We start from the raw sequence: 20,753 nt of genomic DNA on the forward strand, positions 1-20,753 counted from the left end.
ACTTTCCAATGCCGCTTGCGATGCGCTGGCCCTCAGGCGCTTGTCACGCAAGCTGGCCCGCCGAAAAAGTGGCGCTGCCCTCCCCCCGACCCCCTCCCAACTTCGTTGAGAGGGGGCGAGATTCTTAGGGGAGGTGCGCGGGGGAGAAGGGGCAGGGGATGAGGGGGCATATTGGCAGCCGACTCCAAAATGAGAATTGCTGCTCCGCCCGAGAGACATCCCATGCTGGCGCAAAGCGACGAGGCACGCATTTGCGCCGATCCGAGAAGTCCCCAGGTTCACGGATGAGCTGCCGCTGGCGGCCGGTCGCCGGCGTTCCTCGGGTCTGTCCCCCCCAATAACTGTTCAGTAAACGTACAGAATCCTGTGTATCTTTTCGGTTAGCCGAGGCGTTGTCCTAGTCGAGTTGTATGCCTATGCCGTAGTGGCCGGCGAAAGTCGTCGCGCCACGAACCCGAACAGCCACGCCAGCACAATGATGATGAGCGCCAGCCCGCGGCTGAACAACGCCAGCAGCGCCACGCCATCACGGAAGATTGCCGGCGGGAAGATGATCGGCAGTCCGGCTGTCTCGGCCGGCACGCAGGCGCCTCCGGCCGCCAGTGACAGCAGGTAGGCCGACAGCTGCCCGAACGCATACTGCGCCATCAGGCTGAGCGCGGTAAACAACAGAATCGCGACAAAGGCGCTGAACATCACGTGGCGGCGCATGCGATTGAAGTCGCCCGCGGCGAGGAAGAGGCCGAGCGCGATCGCCGCTGCGCCCGACACGAACGTGAGCGCGAACGCATAGCCGCGCAACTCCTTGGCGCGAAAGATGCAGGCGAGATCGCCCGGGCTAAAGAACGGGCGGCCGTCGAACTGCAGCTCTTCAAGCGTGAGCAGCGAAGCGCCGCCCTGCTCGACGTTCAGGTATGACAGCAGCGCCTGCGACGCAACATAGCGGTCATCGCGGCTGATCGCCCGCACGGGCGGGAAGCCGGCGTACTCGTATTCCAGTTCCAAGTAGGGCGGCGACAGGAAGTATTGCAACGTGACGAGCAACAGCGCCGCCATCAGCAGGAGCGCGAACAGGCCGTACAGGATGCGGGTCGTCATGCGCCGAGTAGGGCGGCCAACTGGTCGTGCGCGATGGCGCGAAACTCGCCCCACACGCGCCAGTCGCCGGGCAGGGCGCGCAGATCGCGCGCGGTGGTGCGCAGCCCGGCCGCGTCAACCGGGCGAAACGCCGTGATACTCTCGCCGGGATCGCCAGACTGCGCGGCGGACAGGTCGGCCGTGTCCAGCAGGAACAGATAGGTTGGGAAGGCGGCGCGCTGACCTTCGATGTCGTATTCGATCAGCGCGACAAACTTCCTGATCTGCACGTCGAGCGCGGTTTCCTCGCGCGCCTCGCGCAGCAGCGCATGCTCGAGCCGCTCGTTCCAGTCGATGCCGCCGCCGGGCAGGCGAAAGACGCCCGCCGGGTAGAACGACTTGGTGTGCAGCAGCACGCGCCCGGCCGCGTCGCGCAGGCCGAACACCACCTCGCCGCGACGCTTGACGCGCTTGGCCGGCACCAGCGGCAGGAACGGCAGCGCATGCACCGCGCGCACCGGCTCGCCGAAGCGGCGCGCCAAATCCGCGACCTCGGCCGGATCGACGGGGCGCAGGATGCTCACGGCGCGACCAGCCGGCGCTGGATATCGCCAAAGTCGGCGCGCGACGTGGTGTCGACCGTCAGCGGGGTGACGACCACCACCTGATCGTGGAACAGCACGTACAGATCGGAATCCGGCTCGACGTGGCTCAAGTCGAGATTGCGATGGTAGCCGGTGATGACCTTTTCGCCGAGATCGTTGTTCTGGATCGTGTCGTGAAAGTGCGTATAGCGCGAGACGCGTGTCATGCGCCAGGGCGTATCGTCGCTCGCCTGCTGCGGGACGTTGACGTTGATGATATCCGCGCCAGGTGGCAGGCCGTTCTGCAGGATGGCTGCTGCGAAGCGGTGCGCGAAGCGGCCGGATACGCTGAAGTCCACGGCGTCGCTGTGCGCGAAGTGATGCTCGACATCCACTTCGATCGAGACGGCCAGCGCCGGGACGCCGACCGTCGCCGCTTCCCAGGCCGCGCCAACCGTGCCCGAGAGCGTGACCGACGAGCCGACATTTTCGCCGTAGTTGATACCGGAAATGAGCAAATCCGGCATGCGCGGAGTCAGGACCAGCAGCCCGATGTGCACGCATTGGGCGGGCGAAGCTTCAACCGAATACGCCTGGACGGTTTCGCCATCCACGTTGAGGAGGTGAGTTTCCGTGACGCCGACCTTCATGACATAAGAGCGGCCGGTGCCAGACTGCTGATGGCGCGGCGCGACGATCAGCAGATCGCCCAGCGGGCGCGCGGCGCGAATCAGCGCCAGCAGACCCGGCGAGGCGATACCATCGTCGTTGGTCAGCATGATGAGAGGCTTATTGCTCATGGTGCTATACTGGGATTGATCGGACAACCGTCCGAGGGAGAATAGAACCATTGTATCATAAACTTGTAACATCACTGGGCGGCGCGCTGATCGCGCTGGCTTTCGCGGCCACGGCGACGCTGGCCGCGACCGAGGGCGGGCAGGTGCTGGAAAGCGCGCTGGCGCCGGCGTTTGGCGCCGTCGTGACCGGCACCACGCCGGTGACCCCGACCGCCACGGCAACGGCCGTGCCACCCGGCACGGCAAAGATCGCCGCCGCGCTCGCCGCGAGCTTCGGCCTGAAAGTCGACGACGTGCTGGCCATTCGCGACCAGAAGCAGGGCTGGGGTGAAGTCTTCAAGATCCTGTTCCTGGCCAAGGCGACTGGCCAGACGCCCGAGGAGATTCTCGCCCTGCGGCAAGAACAGCAGGGCTGGGGGCAGATCTTCAAGGCATTGAGCGTGAAGCCCGGCAAGAAGGACAACCTCGGGCAGACGCTGAAGGCGAACCACCCGACGCCGAGCACCACGCCCACGGCTGTGAACACGGCCGTTCCGAGTGCGACGCCGTCCGCGGTGGCCCCGACCAACAAGAAGCCGGCCGCCACGCCGACCCCGCGCCCAACACCGATGCCGGACCCTGCCAACCGTGGGCAAGGCAACGGCCAGGGGCACGGCAACAACGGTCGCGGCCCGGGTAACGGCAATACGCCCGGCGGTCCCGACAACAACCCCGGCAACGGCAAGGGAAAGTAGAAACAGAAGGCCCGATCACATGATCGGGCCTTTTTCGTTGCCGGTACAGCGAGGGGCTAAATTCTACTTGGCCGAAATGCTCTCCACACTCAGCGCCTCGATGATCGTGCGCATGTAGGCGGGCAGGTCAGCCGGCGTGCGCGAGGTGATCAGGTTGCCATCGCGCACCACCTCCTGATCGACCCAGTGCGCACCGGCATTCACCAGATCGTCCTTGATCGCGCCGACGCTGGTCAGCGTGCGGCCGCGCGCCACCTGCGCCGAGGCGAGCACCCAGCCCGCATGGCAGATCGCCGCGACGACCTTGCCCTGCCGGTTGGCGTCCTGCACTAGTTTCAGCATCGCCGGGTAGCGGCGCATGTGGTCGGGCGCGTAGCCGCCCGGCACGACGACGCCATCAAAGTCGTCGGCCTTGACCTGATCGGCATTCACGTCCACTTTGACCGGCACGCCGTGCTTGCTCTCGAAGTGGTCGGCGCTGCCGGAGCCGACCACGACTACCGTCGCGCCCTCCTCCTTAAGGCGATAGTACGGATACCACAGCTCGAGGTCCTCGTAGATCTTCTCGGCGAGAATCGCGACACGCTTGCCTTGCAGCTTCATCGGTTCGCCTCCTGTTGCGAAATGGATACCCTCTCATTATAATCCACGGTGACAGGACGTTGACTAACAGCAGACCTCCGCAGGCCGTGAAGGCCTGCGAGGTCTGCAATATCATGGAGACTCCGTGAGCGAACTCGACAGCATCACCCAGAAGATCATCGGCGCGCTGGACGCCAAGAACGCCGCGCGCGAGCAGGCGCTGACGCTGAGCCGCAAGGTCATCCAGCAGAGCGCGCTGACGATCCGCGCCTCGCACCGCGCCGACTATGACGAGGCGGCGCGCCTGCTGGCGGCGGCGCGCGACGCGGCCCGCCTGATGCGCGAAGGCGCGCGGGTACATCCCGATCTGTATTACGCCGGCTACGTGCAGGACGCGCTCAAGGAGTTCTCCGAGGCCAGCATCGTCAACGCGCTGGTGCAAGGTCTGCCACTGCCCGACCCCGACGTTCTGGGCGTCGAGTATGCGGCGTACCTGAACGGCATGGGCGAGGCGGCGGGCGAACTGCGCCGCCATGCGCTCGACTTGATCCGGCAGGGCCGCGCCCGCGATGCCGAGACGACCCTGCAGTGGATGGAAGACATCTTCAGCGTGCTGGTCACGGTGGACTACCCCGACGCGATCACCGGCGGCCTGCGACGTACGGCCGACATGGTGCGCGGCGTGCTGGAACGCACGCGCGGCGACGTGACCGTGATGATCAAGCAGGAGGAGTTGAAGGCGCTGCTGAAGATTAGCGGCGGCAGCGCCGTGCCGGGCGGCGCGCGTGAGTGAACGCGACGCAGAGATTATCCGCGCATCGGACGTTGGGCTGTACGCGTACTGCGCCAAGGCGTGGCGGCTGAAAGCCGACGGCCACGAGTCGGCCAACGCGGCCGAGATGGCGGCCGGCGCCGAAGCGCACGAATCACACGGCGCGCGTGTGGCGCTGTACAGCACGCTGCAGCGGACCAGCATCCTGCTGGCCGCGCTCGCCGCGCTGGCGCTCGGCCTCTGGCTGCTTACGGCGCGCTAGGCCCCTCATGGACGCCATCCTGCCCGGCTTCGGCATCGTCTGCCTGCTCGTCGCGATCGCGCTCTGGCTGTGGGCCCGGCGCGGGCGCGCCGCGTCCGGTTTGCCAACCGGCGAGGTCGTGTACGTGGACACGCGGGCGTGGGACCGCACGGAACGCCCGCTCTTCTCTCGCGCGCACCGGCTGACCGGCAAGCCGGACTACCTCGTGCGCGAGGGCCGCAGCATCATCCCCGTTGAGGTGAAGTCGCGCGCCGCCCCGGAGGCGCCGTACCGCTCACACATCCTGCAACTGGCGGTGTACGGCCTGCTGGTCGAGGAAGCGCTCGGCGCGCCTGCGCCGTACGGGCTGATACACTACCGCGATCGCACCTTCCGCGTGCCGCTGACCGCGCAGTTGCGCGCCGAACTGCTCGCCACCGTCGACGCGATGCGGCGCGATCTGCGCGCCCGCAACGTGCGCCGCAGCCACGAACGGCCGGAGCGCTGCGCGCGCTGCGGCTTCCGCGACGCGTGCGACGACGCGCTGGATTAGAGCGATTTCCCGAAAGAACGGATATGGCGGCTGGCGTAGGGACAGGTCTTTGACCTGTCCGGAGAGCGGGTTCAGAGACCCCCTACCCAACCAGACGCCGAGCATATCAGATCAATTCGGAAAACGCTGTAGACGGGGCCGGACGCTGCACGGGCGCGCCATCGACCGTTAACGCTGAATCAGCGGCAGGTAGAGGCGCTTCACCCCCACTTCGTCAAAGCCGATATCATAGCCCGCGTTCTGCGGCCGCGCCTGCCCGTCGAAATCCATGGTGACGCCCGTGTCGGTGCCGGCGTCGATGGCGGGACTCGTCGGTTGCAGGTGGTAGTTGCCTCCGGCGGGGTTAATGAACAACGGGTTGCTAAACACGTCATGCGTGCCGCCGGCCATGACCCCGGACTTGTCAGCCGAGTTGCCGTAAAACAGGTTGTAGTCCTCACTCACCGCGCCACCAAAACGCGCCAGGCCGAGTGCGTGATGGCTGATGATGTTGTCAGACAGCGTGACCGTTCCTGCGGTAATGCGCACGGCGTCGCCATTGATCAGGCTTGGCGCGCCGATCGTGTTGAACAGGATCTGCACCGTGCCCGTCGACGCGAGGTGTATGGCCGCGCCGTCATTGCCAAGCGACAGGTTGCCCGCCCACAGCGAGTTCACCAACCGGCCGTTTCCACCGGCTTGATAGAGTCCGCCGCCTGCTGTGCCGGCCAGGTTACCCAGCCATTGGCTCGCGCTGATCGATACCGTGGAGCTGACGAATACCGCACCGCCGTTGCGGCCGCTGTTGTTGTTCTGGAAGAGCACATTCTGCATGGTCGAGATGCCACCGGCCATCAGCGCGCCGCCGTCGTGAGCGGTCGCCGCGTTGCCGGTGAATGTCGAATCCGCCAATCTCACGCCGCCGGACGTCCAGATCGCGCCGCCCGATCCGGTGGCCGTGCTGTTACCGCTGAACGTCGAGCGGGTCGCCGTAACGTCGAGCGAGGCCGCCAGTGCGCCGCCGCCTGAGTCGTCCGATGCGCCGCCTGTGGTGTTGCCGGTGAATTGAACCTGGTCGAGTATCACCGTGTTGCCCGACGACATGCCGCCGCCGTTCAACTGCGACTTGTTGTTCTGGAACTGTGCGTTGAAGACCTGAGTCGGGCCGAACGTCTCCGCGCCGCCGCCATAGGTAGCCGCCGAATTGCCGGCGAACGTCGTGCCGGACAGCCAGGTCGTGTTGCCCACGATGCCGCCGCCCAGCGCCGTGGCGGTGTTGGTCAGGAAAGAGGTTCCGCTGATCGTCAGGGTCGGCCCACCGCAATAGATTCCGCCGCCCCAGCCACCGGTGGTTGCCAGGTTGCGCTCGAAACGTCCGCCGATTATCGTGCAATTGCCAAACTGCGCCGCGAGGCCGCCGCCGGCATAAGCCGACGCGTTGCTCAGGACCATCGTATTCGTCACCGCCAGCGACTGGCTCGCAAACAGGCCGCCTCCCCAGTTGCTCGCTGCCGTGTTGCTGAGCAACTGGCTGTTCGCGGCCTGTATGGCGCCGTAGGCCAGCGCGCCGCCGCCGAGGTTCCAGGCCCAGTTGCCGATGTACTGCACGTTGCTGAGCGCGACATTGCCGCCCGCGCCCGAACCGCCGCCCGATCCCGACAGCGTGCGATTACCGGCAAAGATCGAATCCGTGGCCACCAGGTTGTTCCCCGTGTCGATGCCGCCGCTGTTGCCCACCGTGATGACGAGGTTGTTGGCGACCAGCACGTTGGTAATGGTCGCCGTGAGCGGCGTCCAGGCGCCGCCGCCGTTGCCGGATCGCGATGTGTTGCTGACCAGTTGCGTGCCGGTCAGCACAAACGAGCCGTCGCTGTACAGCCCGCCGCCGCCGAATGCCGTGTTCCCGGAAATGCGCCCAGCCACGACCGTGGTCGTATAGCTGCCCGCATAACCGGCGTAGACGCCGCCGCCGCGATAGCTGGCGCTGTTGGTGTAGAAATCGACGCCGGTCATGGTCGAGTCAAACCACATGAACAGCCCGCCGCCGCCGCCGCTGGCGGCCGAGTTGCTCATGAACACGACGTTGGTGATGAGGCTCGGGCTCGTGTTGGCGAAGTACGCGAGGTACGCGCCGCCGCCCCAGTCGGAGCTGCTATTGCCGGTGAAGCTCGTGCCCGAGATGACCGCACGGCCAAACGCCATGACGCCGCCGCCGCCGCCGTAGCCTTTGGACCGCGTCGTCCGGTTGCCGGTGAACTGGCCGCCAATCAACTGCACCGCACCGCTCGCATACAGACCGCCGCCGTCGAAGCCGTTGTTGACGGCATTCCCGATGAAGTCGACGGCCGTGCCCGTAAACGCGCCATTGGCAAGGATTCCACCGCCATAGCCGTTGGTGATCACCGTGTTGTTCTGGATCAGGCTGCTGGAGGCAACCAGATTGCCCTGGGCATACGCGCCGCCGCCGCTGCCGTTGGTGGCCGCGTTGTTCATGATGCTCACCCGGAGGAGCGTGATCGGTGATGAAGCGTAAATGCCCCCACCGCTCAACGCGAAGTTCGCGACTACGGAGAGATCTTGCAGCAGCGGTTGCGCACCCGCCGCGAGGAAGATGCCGCCGCCATTGGCCGCCCCGGCGTTGCCGCCCTGGATCGTGAGGCTGGCAATCTGCGTCGGCGCGCTCATGACGCCCGTGACCGTGATCACGCGCTGTCCGGGCAACGCCTGCAGATATGTGCTGGCGGGACCGGCTCCGACCAGGCTGACCGCCCGGTCGAGCGTGAAACTGGTGATATACACGCCTGCCGCGATGTTGATGACATCGCCGGTCGCTGAGCCGAGAATGCAGGCTTGCAGGGTGGTGTTGCAAGCCGGGCTGGGGTACGTCCGGGCGGTGGACAGCGGAGTGAGCGTGGGCGCGGCAAGCGCCGGCGCAGCACGCGAGAAGACGGCGACGGCGGCCAATGCCGAGAGCAACGCAGCCGTAACCGTCGCGGCGATTCGGACACGACGAGGATCCATGAGCTTCCCCCTCCCAGAGGTTGCAAACGGTATTGCGAAAGTATACCGAGGAAGCGGAGAAACGCAAAGCCCCCGCGGGTAACGACAGCAATTCTCAATTTGCCTTTGTACGGGTACTTTCCAATTGCGGTTTGTCAAGCGCTGGTGCTCAGGTGCTTGTCACGCAAACCGATACGACGAGCAAGTAATGCTGCCCTCCCCCCGGCCCCCTCCCAACTTCGTTGGGAGGGGGGAGCGATTCGATGGGGATGAGGGGGCAACTTGGTGGCCAGACTCCAAAATGAGAGTTGCTGGGGGTAACGAAAACCCACGGGGGCTGCTCGCAACGCGACCGACCGCAACTCAGCGTGTGCCGGCCGGTTCGCGTCCGAACGAGCACGCGGAACTGACCACGATCCAACGATGGATGTGGCGCCCGGCGCTACCGGCCGGCGTCGGGCAATACGGTGCACGGCTCGCCGTGCGCGCCGAGGCAGTCGTGCCGCACCGGCTCGCTGGCTTCCACCGCCACGCCCATCTCGCGCAGGCCGCGAATGACTTCGCACAACGGCAGGCCCATCACGTTCAAGTAGCAGCCTTCGATGGCGCGCACCAGGTGGAAATCGGGATCTTGGATGGCATACGCCCCGGCCTTGTCGAACGGGCGGCGGCTGGCGATGAACGCGCCGATCTCGGCATCACTGTAGGCACGCATGTGCACCAGCGTGCGGCAGACGGTTGTCCAGTCGGCGCCGCCAGTGGCGGGCGCGATGGTTAAGCCAGTGTAGACTTCGTGCGGGCGGCCGCGCAGGCGGGTGAGAATCGTCACGGCGTCGGCTTCGTCAACCGGCTTGCCGATGATCAGGCCATCGATCACGACGATCGTGTCGGCGGCCAGCACCAGTGCGTCGCCGCCGAGCGTGCGCGCCACGGCATCGCTTTTGGCGCGGCTCAGCCGCGCGACCAGCGCCTGCGGCGTCTCGCCCGGCTGCGGCGTTTCGTCCGTGCTAGAGGTCTGAACGACAAAGGCGATGCCGAGGTGAGCGAGAATCTCGCGCCGGCGCGGCGATCCGGAAGCTAAAATCAATTGGGTCACGAGGGCGTATTCTACGTGCAAAGAATCATATCCACAAGGACGGTTATCCGCGAATAACGCTAATCAACGCGAATCCAAAGCTGTTCCCCAAAAGCGCGCCTGGAGAGAAATGCTCGTGAACGACTCCCGAAACACTGAACGATGCCCTATGTTTTATTCGTGCAGATTCGCGTTATTCGCGGATCGCTTTCTGCCTCGTGTTCCTTCGTGTGACTTCGTGGATATGATGTGACTGCGCGCCGCGTGATACAATAGCAAATCATGAACCTGCCCATAACCCGCATCCAGGCGTGGTGGATCGCCGCCCGCCCGCGCACACTGCCCGCCGCCGCGACGCCGATCGCGGTCGGCACCGCGCTCGCCATTTCGGCCGGGCGCTGGGACCCGCTGGTGCTCGTCGCCAGCCTCGCCGTCTCGCTGCTGTTACAGATCGGCGCGAATTTCGCCAACGACGTGTTCGACCATCTGAAAGGCGCCGACGTGGCGCGGCGCGGGCCGACGCGCGTGACCCAGAGCGGCATCCTGTCGCCGCGCGAGATGCTGGCCAGCACGGCGATCATCTTCGGGCTCGCCGCGCTGATCGGCCTGTACCTGGTCTACGTCGGCGGTGTGCCGTTTCTCGTGGTGGGCGCGCTGGCGATTTTATCGGCGCTGGCGTACACTGGCGGGCCGTACCCGCTCGGCTACAACGGGCTGGGCGACCTGTTCGTGTTCATCTTCTTCGGCGTGGTCGGCGTCGTCGGGACGTACTACCTGCACACGCTGGCGCTCGACGGCCTCGCGCTGGCCGCCTCGCTGCCCGTGGGCTTGCTGATCGTCAACATCCTGGTCGTCAACAACCTGCGCGACATCGAGACCGACCGCGCGGCGGGCAAGCGCACGCTGGCCGTGCGCATCGGCGCGCGCGCCACGCGCCGCCAGTATGCGGCCCAGTTGACGCTGTCGTATCTGGTGGTGGCTGCGCTGCTGCCGTGGCGCGGCGTGCTCGTGCTGCTGCCGTTCGTGCTCGCGCCGGCGGCGTGGAAGCTGGCGCACGCCGTGATGACGAACGCGGACCCGCCGACGTTCAACCGCCTGCTGGCGCGCAGCGCGCAGTTCAGTTTGCAGTTCGGACTGCTGTTTGCGCTCGGCTTGCTGGTGCGCTTCCCATGATGATGACACCCGATGAGCGCGCCCGGCGCATCCAGCAGATGTTCGGCCGCATCGCGCGGCGCTACGACACGATGAACCGGCTGATGACGATGGGGCGCGACCAGGCGTGGCGCAAGCTGACAGCGCAGGCGCTGCAGTTACCGGGCGGCGGCGCGGTGCTCGATCTGGCGACCGGCACTGGCGACCTCGCGTTCGCCGTGCGCGACGTGTGGCCGGGAAGCCGCGTCACGGCGATGGACTTCGCGTACCCGATGATGCAGTTCGGGCAGGTGAAGCAGCAGGCACGCGACGATGGCCGGGTCTGGTTCGCGCAGGGCGACGCGCTGGCGCTGCCGTTTGCCGACGCGCAGTTCGACGGCGTGACAAACGGCTTCCTCCTGCGCAATCTGGTCGACCTGCCGGGCGGGCTGGCGGAGATGCGGCGCGTGACGAAACCCGGCGGCCGCGTCGCGTGCCTCGAAATCACCCGCCCGCAAACGCCGGTCTTCCGTGAGCTCTTCGGCCTCTACTTCTACCGCCTCGTGCCGCTGCTCGGCGGCATCATCGCCGGCGACCTGAACGCCTACACCTACCTGCCAAACTCGCTGACGAAGTTCCCCATCGCGCCCGACCTGAAGCAGCTGATGCTGCAAACCGGCTTCCGCGACGTGCAGTACCGTCTGCGCATGCTGGGCACGATGGCGCTGCACGTCGGCGTTGTGTAGCAGAAGCACCCGCCACCACAAAGACACCAAGACACAAAGAAAACCATAATGCAGTCTTTGTGTCTTGGTGTTTTGGTGGTGAAGAAGTTTGTTTGTAGCGCGCTATGCGTGCACGCGCTCGATCTGCGCGCCGAGCGATTGCAGGCGCGACACGATGTTCTCGTAACCCCGGTCGATAATCTCCGCGTTGAAGATCTGGCTGGTGCCGCGCGCCGCCAGCGCGGCGATCAGCAGCGCCATGCCGGCGCGAATGTCGGGGCTCTGCATCGGCTCGCCGTGCAGCGCCGACGGACCGATCACGACGGCGCGATGCGGGTCGCACAGGATGATCTTCGCACCCATCGCGATCAGCTTGTCCACGAAGAACAGCCGGCTCTCGAACATCTTCTCATGGATCAGCACTTCGCCCTCGGCCTGCGTGGCGGCCACCAGCATGATGCTCATCAGGTCGGCCGGAAAGCCGGGCCACGGCGCGTCGTCGATCTTCGGCACGGCGTTGTGCGCGTCGGAGCGCACGCGCATGCGCTGGCCGCCCGGGATGAACAGATCGTCGCCGCGCAGCTCGATCGACAGGCCCAGCCGCCCGAACATCAGGTTGGTCATGCGCATGTTGCGCGCCGCCGCGTTGCGGATCAGCATCTCGCCGCCGAGCGCGGCCGCCAGGCCGATGAAGCTGCCGATCTCGATGTAGTCGGGCGCCAGGCGGTACTGCGCGCCGTGCAGTCGCTCGACGCCGTGCACCGTGAGCATATTGCTGCCGATGCCCTCGATCTGCGCGCCCATCGCCGCCAACAGGCGCGCCGTGTCCTGCACATGCGGCTCCGACGCGGCGTTCTGGATCGTGGTCGTGCCGCGCGCCAGCGCGGCGGCCATCAGCGCGTTTTCCGTCGCGGTCACGCTCATCTCATCGAGCATGATGTCGGCGCCGCACAGGCCGCTGGCGCGCAGTTCATAGGTGTCGCCGATTTCGATCACCGCGCCCATCTCGCGGAAGACGAGCAGGTGCGTGTCCACCCGGCGGCGGCCAATCGCGTCGCCGCCCGGCCGCGGCAGCGACAGCCGGCCGTTGCGCGCCAGCATCGGCCCCATCAGCAGGACCGAGCCGCGAATCGCGGCGATGTCCTCCGGGTCGAGGTCTTCCGCGCTGACGCGCCGCGCTTGCAGCGCCAGCGTGTTGGCGCCGCGCCACTGCGCCTCGACGCCCAGATGCCGCAGCAGGCGCAGCATGGTGTCTACGTCGCGGATGCGCGGGATGTTGTCGAGCACGATTTCGTCCTCGGTCAGCAGCGAGGCGGCCAGCAGCGGCAGGGCGCTGTTCTTGTTGCCGCTCGGCGTGACGATGCCTTTGATCGGGTGCTGCCCTTCGATGATGAATTTATCCATGTCGCGTTTCCTGTTGCCCGCGTTAGGCCGCGCCGGCGCGCAGGCGGGCGATCCAATCATTGACGCGCCGGGGAATCTCCGGCGCGAGTGTTTCCCAGGGCATGAGCCGGTCGCCAGTGAGCGCGACGCGGCGCGTGAAGCGCCAGGCCGGCGCGAACCGGCGCTGCTGCAGGTAGGCACGCGCCAGCGCATCGGCTTCCGGCGTCTTCTCGATCCGGCCGAGCGTCAGGTGGGTCACCTGCACGCCGCCGCGCCCGGCCAGCGGGCCGCAGTCGCGTTCGCACTCCGCGCGGCTGTCGTCCAGCACCGCCGGATCTGCCACGAGCGCGTGTTTGCCCGGCTTGGCATAGGCGACCGGGTGGCCGTCTTCCAGCGCCGCGGTCATGCCGCCTTCGTTGAAAGAGCGGTAGAAGCCGTGCCACGAACCTTCGACGCCGGCCAGGTTGTCATCCGCGTCGAGATAGACCCAGAGCTGCTCCAGTTCGTTCAGGTGCCCGATGTCCCAGTCGAACCAGACCGCGTACTCGATCACCCGCGCCACCGGCGGCGTCACTTCGATCTCGCGCTGGAACGACGGCGCGGGCGCCGTCGCGGCCAGCACCGACCACCCGGCGCAGACGGGCAGAAACGGCTCGTGATCGTCACAATAGATAACGGGCGAAAAACTGCGGGCAATCGCCTGGTCGGTTTGCATGCGCTGGTTCCGAGACAGATTTTACAGAGCTTTTATCCATTCCTCAAGGCGATCTTACGCCAAGTGGGTATAATCGGCCTATCCGGTACTGCCGCCAGGAGCCAAAGTGTTTTGACAAGCGTTGGCCGCTTTCCTATAATCACCTTGTAATTCCCCGGCTGCATGCCCCGGCCAACGTCACGGCCTTCACCAGTGCAAAGGTGCGCGAAAAGGAGTGCATGGCAACTCAAACGGCACGTCTCGGTCAAACGACCGCCCCTTCCCGCAGCACATCGCGGCGCTGGCGCCGCCTGCGCGAGGTCTCGCTCGGCTATCTGTTGCTGGCGCCCGCGCTGGTGCTGCTGATCGTGTTCGAACTGTTTCCCGTGCTGTACGGCTTCTTCATCAGCACATGCAACTGGCGGCTCAACTGCGGCGAGAACCTGGAGCGGTTCATCGGGTTCGATAATTACGTGCGGGCGTTCACCGACCCGGAGATGTGGACGTCGCTCTGGACCACCGCCGTCTATTCGCTGATGTCCGTACCGATCCAGCTTGGCCTCGGCCTGCTGATCGCGTACCTGCTCTTCCAGGACATTCGCGGCAAAGATGTCTTCCGCGTGATGTTTTTCTTCCCGTATATCACGTCCACGGTGGCGTCTGCCGCCGTGTGGGCGTACCTGTACAGCCCCGACCGCGGCCTGATCAACGCGGTCGCGCGCAGCCTCAACCTGCCGATCCTCAAATGGCTCGGCGAGTCGAAAGGCATCTTCGAGTTGATGGCGCAGGGCCTGGGCGGTACGCTGCCGAACGCGCTCGACGGCCCGCCGCTGGCGCTGGTCGCGCTGATCATCTACACGACCTGGGTTTTCCTCGGCTACGATATCGCGATCTTCCTGGCCGGACTGGGCAATATCCCCGGCGAGTTGTACGACGCGGCCAAAGTGGACGGCGCCGCCGGCTGGCGGCTGTTCCGGCACATCACGCTGCCGCTGCTGTCGCCGACGACGTTCTTCCTGCTGTTGCTGACCGTCATCGGCACGTTCAAAGCGTTCAACCATATCTACGTGATGACGCGCGGCGGACCGGCCGGTGCGACCGAGACGTCCAGTCTCTACATCTTTTCGCAGATGTTTGAGTATCAGCGCTATGGCTACAGCGCAGCGTTGTCGTTTATTCTGTTCACGGTCATCCTGATTATCACCATCATCCAAAACCGCGCGGCCGGCAGCCGCGTGGTCTACGACTAGGCCGCCGGAGCTTACCGTCTCTATGGCTACTCTTACCCAGGCCCGCGCTGTGAGCGCCGCACGAACCGCCCGGCGCCGCAGGACCGATTGGGCGCGCGTGATGATCTACTCGGTCCTGATCGTTGGCGCGATCATCTCCATCTGCCCATTTGTGTACATGATCATGACCTCGCTCAAAGAGCTTGGCTCCGTGATCGCGAACCGCTTCTGGCCGTGGCCGCCGTTCGGCACGGAGGACCTGCAATTCCAGAACTACCCGGACGCGATCGCAAAGGCCGGCTTCGACAAACAGTGGGGCGTGCCGCTGATCGTGCGCTACTTCGCCAACAGCGTCATCATCAGTGTCGGGACGATCATGGGCACGCTGATCACGTCGATCCTCGCGGCCTATGCGCTGACGCATATCAACCTGCCCGGCCGCAACGTGATCTTCATCGCGATTCTGGCAACGATCATGATCCCGAACGACCTGACGCTGGTGCCGAAAGTGGTGATGATGTACCAGTTGGGCTGGTACAACACTTACCTCGCGCTGATCGTGCCGTTCCTGGCGAGCGTGTTCGGCATCTTCCTGCTGCGCCAGTTCTTCATGCAGATACCCAAAGACCTGTTCGACGCCGCGCTGATCGACGGTTCCGGGCACCTGCGTTATCTCTGGACCATCGTCGTACCGCTCAGCCGGCCCGCGATTGTCACGATCGCGCTGCTGAACTTCATCGCGTCGTGGGACTCGTTCAAGTGGCCGCTGCTCGTCACGCGCGACAGCAGCATGCGCGTGCTGGCGGTCGGCATGCAGCAGTTCCAGGCGACCGAGGGCGGCACCAATACGCACCAGATGATGGCGTTTGCGGCGATGGTCGTCATCCCGGTCATCATTCTGTACTTCTTCACGCAGCGCTATTTCACCGAAGGCATAGCGCGCACCGGTATTAAGGGATAGTCCAAGCAAACCTCGCGGGTCTTGAAGACCCGCGAGGTTTCAGACAACGTCTATCGAAAGACATAAGGGGGTGATGCACCGACAGGCATTCCGCACGACCGATCGAGCGTCCAATTTTCTGTCTTTTCTCTTTAGGAGGAGAAAGAGTCCCATGCGCAAAAGTATGTTTGCAGTGCTGGCCGTCATCGCCCTGTTGATTGCGGCATGCGGCCCGTCGGCCACACCGGCCCCGACCACGGCGCCCGCGGCCCAGCCGACTACCGCCGCCGTGTCGCCGACCAAGCCGCCGGCCGTGCCGACCACGGCCCCGGTCGCCCCTACGACCGCCCCGACCGCCGCTGCCGTGAAGATCAACAACCCGCCGGCCTCGGCCGCCGAGGTGGATGCGATTGTCCTCGCGGGCAAGAACGTCCAGGTCACCTACTGGCACAACCGCCCGCAGAAGGATCAGGACCTGCTGCAGTCGATGCTCGACGAGTTCAACAAGTCGAACCCCTACGGCATCAAGGCCAAGGCCGAGATCGCCGGCTCGTCGTATAACGACGTGTACAACAAGGTGAACGCCGCTTTGCAGGCCAACCAGCCGCCCGAAATCTCGGTCGCCTACCAGAACCAGGCCGCCTTCTACCGCGGCCAGAACGCGGTGATCGACCTGACGCCGTTCGTCAAGAGCACGAAGTACGGCATCAGCGACGCCGACATGAAGGACTACATCCAGACGTTCCTGGACAGCGACAAGAACCCGCAGTTCAAGAACGAAGTCCTCGGCTTCCCGACCCAGCGCTCGATGGAAGTCATGTTCGTCAATCTCGACGCGCTCAAGAAGCTCGGCTACGACGGCGCGCCGAAGGACTGGAAGACGTTTGAGGAAGCCGCCTGCAAATTTGCGAAGGACAACCCGGGTAAGTACGGCTGGGATGTCGGGCATGACGCCTCACGCTTCGCGGCGCGCATCTTCGCGCGCGGCGGCCGCATCCTGGCGCCGGATGGCCAGTCGTACGTGTTCAACAGCCAGGCGGGCGTGGACGACCTGTCGATGGTCGCGCGCTTGCTGCAGAATAAATGTGCGGTCGAAATCCCGACCAGCGAGTCGTTCGGCAACCAGAACCGCTTCGGAAACGGCGATCTGCTCATGACGATGGGCTCGTCGTCGGGCCTGCCGTTCTTCCAGCAGGCCGTGGACAAGGGCGGCAAGTTCAAGTGGGACATCGCGCTGCTGCCGGGCGCCGACCAGCCCAACGCGGGCATGGACCTCTACGGCGCGAGCGTGTCGGTGTACAAGACGACGCCTGAAAAGGAACTGGCGGCGTGGCTGGTCATCAAGTTCCTCGGCGAGAAGACCCAGACAACGAAGTGGGCGCTGGCGACCGGCTACCTGCCGGTACGGCAGAGCGCCAAAGCCGACGTCATCGCCGGCTTCAAGGCCGACAAGACGTGGGGCCCGGTCGCGGACTCGTACGCCAAGATGTTCGACTGGACGAAGTACTCGCTGATCGAGTCGCCGGTCGCGGGCTACGACCCCGTCCGCCTCTCGCTCGACAAGGACGTGGTCACCAAGCTGATCCAGGACCCGAAGAGCGACGTGAAGGCGCTGTTGGACGCGGCCAAAGCGAGCGCCGACAAGGTCTTGAAGGAAAACGCGCCGAAGTAGTACCGTAGTATAATAGCAGGCACAGCACGTAGAAGAGGATGGCATGCAGTATGCCATCCTCTTGTTGCATATGCGGAAAGGTACAGCAAGCGGGGCGTATGCCTGCGGACCACAGGCATAGGGACAAGCTCGTCAGCATACCTGCTGCGTAATTCGAGAGTGATGTAGGGACAGGTCTCTGACCTGTCCTGTCGTCTCACGGACGGGTCAGAGACCCGTCCCTACACGAGCGAAACGTTAGACCTGCGCGGTTCTGGCTCGCGCCGCAGCGTCGCGAAGCGCTCGCAGCGCACCTGCACCGCCTTGGTGCATCTCATCACAGGCCTGCTATGTCATTGAAGCATACTTTGATCGGTTTGGCCGTCGTCGTGCTGGCGGCGTGCGCCCCGGCGACACCGTCCAGCACCCCCGCCCCGACCGCAACCCCCGCACCGGCCGCAACCACGGCGCCGTCCGCGCGAACGGTAACGCTCCAGTTCTGGACCGTGCTGCCGGCCGGCAGCACCACCGACAAGGAGCTCGACGCGCTGCTGCGCGCCTTCCAACTCGACTATCCGGATATCCGCATCGTCGTTTCCAGCCAACCGACGGCGACCGAGTTGTACCGCCGCGTGGTCGCCTCGGTGGCAGCGGGCACCCTGCCCGACCTGGTGGCCGGCGGCGACGCCGACATCGCGCAATACGCGCGCATCAAGGCGCTCGCGCCGCTCGACGACTTCATCGGCGGCGCTAATGGACTCAGCACCGCCGAGTTGGCCGATATACTGCCCGCGCTGCAGGAGACGCTGAAGCCGGGCGATCCGGACAACAAAGTATATTCGCTGCCGTTTGCGCGCGGCGTGGTGGGGCTCTACTACAACTGGAGCGCGATGAAGGCGATCGGCATCACCAACACGCCGCGCACCTGGGACGAGTTCCGCTTGCACGCCCGCACGCTGACCAGGAGCCCGGTGCGCGGCTTCGCGTACCGCTCGGAAGCGACGGTGTTCGAAGCGATGCTGCTCAGTCGTGGCGGCTCGTTCTACGACGCCAAATTGTCCAAGGCGACGTTCAACGCACCGGCCGGGGTCGATGCGCTCGCCTATCTGGGCGACGGCGTCAAGGAAGGCTGGATTTATCGCGCCGCCACGCCGGCCGACCTGAACGACTTCGCCGCCGGGCGCGCGATGTTTACCATCGCCTCGACCACACTGATTCCCGCATACCAGCAGGCGATCGACGCCGCGGCGGCCAAAGGCGGCAAGACGTTCGAATGGGGCGTCGCTGCCCTGCCGCAGGCCGAGGGCAAGAAGCCGACCTTGATACTCGACGGCAGCAACATCGCCATGATGCGCGGGACGCCTGACAAGATGCAAGCGGCCTGGACGTTCATGCGTTGGCTGATGAGCCCGAAGGCGGCTGCCGCATGGACGCAGGCATCGGGCGCGTTGCCGGCGCGCGCAGCCGCGCGCGATCTGCTCAAAGACTACTTCGTCAAAGTGCCGGCCCAGAAGCAGGCGCTGGACGAACTGTCGCCGGTCGCGCACCCCGGTCCGGTCGTGCGCGCCAGCGCGGAGGTCCGGCAGTTGGCCGAGGGCGCCATCGCCGCCTTCGAGTCCGGCAAGACTGCGCCAAACGTTGCGCTGGACGATGCGGCCGCCAAAGCCACCGTGCTGCTTAACGCGAAGTAACCGGCGTCCGGCTGCGCATGTCGTCCACCCTCACCCTGCAGGCCAACCAGACCTTCCTGCTCGACTCGGCGCAGCCCGACGCCGACGCCGCGCACCTGTCCGTCGCGCCGTTCGCCGAGCTCGTCAAGACGCCCGGCCCCCTGCACCATTACCGGCTGACGCCGCTCTCGCTCTGGAACGCTGCGGCGGCGGGTCTGCCGGCCGCCGAAATCATCGCCACACTGGCGGCGTTCGCTGATCACCCGGTGCCGCCCGCCATGCGCGAGTTTATCGAGCGGCAGGTTGCCGCATACGGCCGCCTCTGGCTGGAAGACGACGGCGACGCACTGCTGCTGCGCTCCAACGATGCGCTGCTCCTGCACCGCGTCGCCGACGACCCAGCGCTAGCCGGCCTGCTGCAGCACAAGCTCGATGCGCACACCTGGCTGTGCGTGCCCGCCCAGCGCGGCAGCCTGAAGCGCGCGCTGCTGGCACTCGATTGCCCGGTGGACGACCGGGCGGCCTACCGCCCCGGCGCGCCGCTGGCAATCGAGCTGCGCGGCGAGCGCCTCGCGCTGCGCGACTATCAGCATGAGGCGGTGACGCGCGTGGTGCGCAGCGGCAGTGGCGTGGTCGTGCTACCGTGCGGCGCAGGCAAGACGGTCGTCGGCATTGGCCTGATCGCCGCGCACCAGACCGACACGCTGATTCTGACGCCCAGCATCGTGGCCGCGCGGCAATGGGCCGCCGAGTTGGCCGACAAGACGACGCTGCCGGCCGAGGCGATCGGCGAGTACTCCGGCGAGCGCAAGCAGGTGCGCCCGGTCACACTGGCGACTTACCAGGCGTTGACGCACCGGCCCGACACAGGCAGCGACGAACGTCCGCACCTGTCGCTCTTCCGCGCGCGCGACTGGGGCCTGATCATCTATGACGAGGTGCATCTGCTGCCCGCACCGGTCTTCCGCTTAGTGGCCGATCTGCAGGCGACCCTGCGGCTCGGCCTTACGGCGACGCTGGTGCGCGAAGACGCGCTGGAGCGCGACGTGTTCGCACTAATCGGGCCGACGCGCTACCAGGCCGGCTGGAAGCAACTGGAGCGTGCCGGCTGGATCGCTGAGGCGCTGTGTACTGAGGTGCGGGTGGCGTTGGACGGCGACGAGCGACTACGTTATAGCGCGGCCGGTTCTACGGAGCGGGCGCGCATCGCCGCCGAGAACGAGCGCAAGCACGGCGTGGTGCGCCGGCTGGCAACTCAGCATCGCGACGAGCCGCTGCTCGTGATCGGGCAGTACCTGTCGCAGTTACAGGGCATCGCAGCCGTGTTGAAGGCGCCGCTCATCAGTGGCCGCACGCCCAACGCCGAGCGCGAGGCGCTGTATCGCCGTTTCCGCCAGGGCGAAATCGCGCAACTGGTCGTCTCGAAGGTCGCCAACTACGCGATCGACCTGCCGGACGCCAGCGTCGCGATCCAGGTATCCGGCGCATTCGGATCGCGTCAGGAGGAGGCGCAGCGGCTCGGCCGCATCCTGCGCCCCAAAGCCGATGGCAAGCAGGCGCACTTCTACACGCTGGTCAGCACCGACACGGTCGAGCAGGTGCACGCCGCGCGCCGCCAGCGGTTCCTGATCGAGCAGGGTTACACTTACAAGATTGTTGCGGCGGGTTGACAACGAGACCTCACCGGTCCCGCAGCAATTCTCAATTTAGCTATGGACAGACACTTTCCAATGTCGGCTTGTCATGCGCTGATGCTCGGGTGCTTAGCATGCAAGTCGATTCGACGCGTACGTCGTGCTGCCCTCCCCCCGACCCCCTCCCAACTTCGTTGGGAGGGGGAGAGATTCGACGGGGATTGACGCGGCGGCTACGCCGCCGCGTCAATCCCCATTTCACTTTTCCCCTTCTCCCCCGCGCGCGCGGGGGAGAAGGG

The 20,753-nt window shown here is 65.7% G+C and carries 19 protein-coding genes; 11 read left to right on the forward strand and 8 right to left on the reverse strand.

The window, feature by feature from the left end:
* Positions 1-414: 414 nt before the first annotated feature.
* From HZB53_03640 to surE, 3 genes are read right to left on the reverse strand one after another with little or no spacing between them, the layout of a single operon-like run.
* Positions 415-1,098 (reverse strand): hypothetical protein, encoded by a 684-nt coding sequence (locus HZB53_03640; protein MBI5876720.1) that lies wholly within the window; start codon positions 1,096-1,098, stop codon positions 415-417.
* The gene (locus HZB53_03645) at positions 1,095-1,661 is read right to left on the reverse strand and encodes an NUDIX hydrolase (protein ID MBI5876721.1); all 567 of its coding nucleotides are present in this window, start codon (positions 1,659-1,661) and stop codon (positions 1,095-1,097) included. Before HZB53_03645 ends, HZB53_03640 begins: the two co-directional genes overlap by 4 nt.
* Entirely contained in the window at positions 1,658-2,461 is an 804-nt protein-coding gene (gene surE, locus HZB53_03650; protein MBI5876722.1) for a 5'/3'-nucleotidase SurE, read from the reverse strand. The genes HZB53_03645 and surE overlap by 4 nt, the downstream gene beginning before the upstream one ends.
* A gap of 50 nt (positions 2,462-2,511) precedes the next feature.
* On the opposite strand from surE, the gene HZB53_03655 reads away from it, so the two are divergent.
* A complete protein-coding gene (locus tag HZB53_03655; protein MBI5876723.1) occupies positions 2,512-3,195 on the forward strand; it encodes a hypothetical protein in 684 nt (227 codons plus the stop codon).
* A gap of 63 nt (positions 3,196-3,258) precedes the next feature.
* On the opposite strand, the gene HZB53_03660 is transcribed toward HZB53_03655, so the two are convergent.
* On the reverse strand, positions 3,259-3,798 hold the full coding sequence (locus HZB53_03660; protein MBI5876724.1) for a type 1 glutamine amidotransferase: 540 nt from the start codon (positions 3,796-3,798) through the stop codon (positions 3,259-3,261).
* Positions 3,799-3,922: 124 nt separating this feature from the next.
* Here HZB53_03660 and HZB53_03665 point away from each other — a divergent pair, with 124 nt between their 5' ends.
* The 3 genes from HZB53_03665 to HZB53_03675 are packed head-to-tail and all read left to right on the forward strand — an operon-like array spanning position 3,923 to position 5,343.
* Complete coding sequence (locus tag HZB53_03665; protein ID MBI5876725.1) at positions 3,923-4,570, forward strand: haloacid dehalogenase; 648 nt, start codon at positions 3,923-3,925, stop codon at positions 4,568-4,570.
* Positions 4,563-4,811, forward strand: a complete 249-nt coding sequence (locus HZB53_03670) for a hypothetical protein (GenBank protein ID MBI5876726.1) — start codon at positions 4,563-4,565, stop codon at positions 4,809-4,811. The genes HZB53_03665 and HZB53_03670 overlap by 8 nt, the downstream gene beginning before the upstream one ends.
* Positions 4,812-4,818: 7 nt before the next feature.
* Positions 4,819-5,343 (forward strand): Dna2/Cas4 domain-containing protein, encoded by a 525-nt coding sequence (locus HZB53_03675; GenBank protein ID MBI5876727.1) that lies wholly within the window; start codon positions 4,819-4,821, stop codon positions 5,341-5,343.
* Positions 5,344-5,511: 168 nt separating this feature from the next.
* Here HZB53_03675 and HZB53_03680 read toward each other — a convergent pair whose 3' ends face one another.
* Both HZB53_03680 and maf read right to left on the reverse strand, forming a co-directional pair.
* Positions 5,512-8,343 (reverse strand): hypothetical protein, encoded by a 2,832-nt coding sequence (locus HZB53_03680; GenBank protein ID MBI5876728.1) that lies wholly within the window; start codon positions 8,341-8,343, stop codon positions 5,512-5,514.
* A gap of 421 nt (positions 8,344-8,764) precedes the next feature.
* On the reverse strand, positions 8,765-9,418 hold the full coding sequence (gene maf / locus HZB53_03685) for a septum formation protein Maf (GenBank protein ID MBI5876729.1): 654 nt from the start codon (positions 9,416-9,418) through the stop codon (positions 8,765-8,767).
* A gap of 261 nt (positions 9,419-9,679) precedes the next feature.
* On the opposite strand from maf, the gene HZB53_03690 reads away from it, so the two are divergent.
* The gene (locus tag HZB53_03690; GenBank protein MBI5876730.1) at positions 9,680-10,570 is read left to right on the forward strand and encodes a 1,4-dihydroxy-2-naphthoate polyprenyltransferase; all 891 of its coding nucleotides are present in this window, start codon (positions 9,680-9,682) and stop codon (positions 10,568-10,570) included.
* Positions 10,567-11,274, forward strand: coding sequence for a ubiquinone/menaquinone biosynthesis methyltransferase (locus tag HZB53_03695; protein MBI5876731.1), 708 nt, complete (start codon positions 10,567-10,569; stop codon positions 11,272-11,274). Before HZB53_03690 ends, HZB53_03695 begins: the two co-directional genes overlap by 4 nt.
* Before the next feature lie 102 nt (positions 11,275-11,376).
* Here HZB53_03695 and murA read toward each other — a convergent pair whose 3' ends face one another.
* Positions 11,377-12,657: a UDP-N-acetylglucosamine 1-carboxyvinyltransferase gene (gene murA, locus HZB53_03700; protein MBI5876732.1), complete on the reverse strand. Its 1,281-nt coding sequence runs from the start codon at positions 12,655-12,657 to the stop codon at positions 11,377-11,379.
* Between the two features lie 22 nt (positions 12,658-12,679).
* Complete coding sequence (locus HZB53_03705; GenBank protein MBI5876733.1) at positions 12,680-13,351, reverse strand: hypothetical protein; 672 nt, start codon at positions 13,349-13,351, stop codon at positions 12,680-12,682.
* A 218-nt stretch (positions 13,352-13,569) separates the two neighbouring features.
* Here HZB53_03705 and HZB53_03710 point away from each other — a divergent pair, with 218 nt between their 5' ends.
* From HZB53_03710 to HZB53_03730, 5 genes are all read left to right on the forward strand, one after another.
* A complete protein-coding gene (locus HZB53_03710; GenBank protein MBI5876734.1) occupies positions 13,570-14,580 on the forward strand; it encodes a sugar ABC transporter permease in 1,011 nt (336 codons plus the stop codon).
* A 100-nt stretch (positions 14,581-14,680) separates the two neighbouring features.
* Entirely contained in the window at positions 14,681-15,520 is an 840-nt protein-coding gene (locus HZB53_03715; protein ID MBI5876735.1) for a carbohydrate ABC transporter permease, read from the forward strand.
* Between the two features lie 151 nt (positions 15,521-15,671).
* Positions 15,672-17,171, forward strand: a complete 1,500-nt coding sequence (locus HZB53_03720; GenBank protein MBI5876736.1) for an extracellular solute-binding protein — start codon at positions 15,672-15,674, stop codon at positions 17,169-17,171.
* A 347-nt stretch (positions 17,172-17,518) separates the two neighbouring features.
* Positions 17,519-18,841, forward strand: a complete 1,323-nt coding sequence (locus HZB53_03725) for an ABC transporter substrate-binding protein (GenBank protein ID MBI5876737.1) — start codon at positions 17,519-17,521, stop codon at positions 18,839-18,841.
* Between the two features lie 17 nt (positions 18,842-18,858).
* Positions 18,859-20,490 (forward strand): DEAD/DEAH box helicase, encoded by a 1,632-nt coding sequence (locus HZB53_03730; GenBank protein MBI5876738.1) that lies wholly within the window; start codon positions 18,859-18,861, stop codon positions 20,488-20,490.
* Positions 20,491-20,753 lie beyond the last annotated feature (263 nt).

The organism is Chloroflexota bacterium (genome assembly GCA_016235055.1).
In the GTDB taxonomy this organism is placed as follows: domain Bacteria; phylum Chloroflexota; class Anaerolineae; order JACRMK01; family JACRMK01; genus JACRMK01.

Coding starts and splice junctions, on each gene's coding strand:
- HZB53_03640 (MBI5876720.1), bottom strand. CDS start 1,098: ATGACGACCCGCATCCTGTACGGCCTGTTCGCGCTCCTGCTGATGGCG.
- surE (MBI5876722.1), bottom strand. CDS start 2,461: ATGAGCAATAAGCCTCTCATCATGCTGACCAACGACGATGGTATCGCC.
- HZB53_03660 (MBI5876724.1), bottom strand. CDS start 3,798: ATGAAGCTGCAAGGCAAGCGTGTCGCGATTCTCGCCGAGAAGATCTAC.
- HZB53_03675 (MBI5876727.1), top strand. CDS start 4,819: ATGGACGCCATCCTGCCCGGCTTCGGCATCGTCTGCCTGCTCGTCGCG.
- HZB53_03680 (MBI5876728.1), bottom strand. CDS start 8,343: ATGGATCCTCGTCGTGTCCGAATCGCCGCGACGGTTACGGCTGCGTTG.
- HZB53_03690 (MBI5876730.1), top strand. CDS start 9,680: ATGAACCTGCCCATAACCCGCATCCAGGCGTGGTGGATCGCCGCCCGC.
- HZB53_03695 (MBI5876731.1), top strand. CDS start 10,567: ATGATGATGACACCCGATGAGCGCGCCCGGCGCATCCAGCAGATGTTC.
- murA (MBI5876732.1), bottom strand. CDS start 12,657: ATGGATAAATTCATCATCGAAGGGCAGCACCCGATCAAAGGCATCGTC.
- HZB53_03705 (MBI5876733.1), bottom strand. CDS start 13,351: ATGCAAACCGACCAGGCGATTGCCCGCAGTTTTTCGCCCGTTATCTAT.
- HZB53_03710 (MBI5876734.1), top strand. CDS start 13,570: ATGGCAACTCAAACGGCACGTCTCGGTCAAACGACCGCCCCTTCCCGC.
- HZB53_03715 (MBI5876735.1), top strand. CDS start 14,681: ATGATCTACTCGGTCCTGATCGTTGGCGCGATCATCTCCATCTGCCCA.
- HZB53_03720 (MBI5876736.1), top strand. CDS start 15,672: ATGCGCAAAAGTATGTTTGCAGTGCTGGCCGTCATCGCCCTGTTGATT.
- HZB53_03730 (MBI5876738.1), top strand. CDS start 18,859: ATGTCGTCCACCCTCACCCTGCAGGCCAACCAGACCTTCCTGCTCGAC.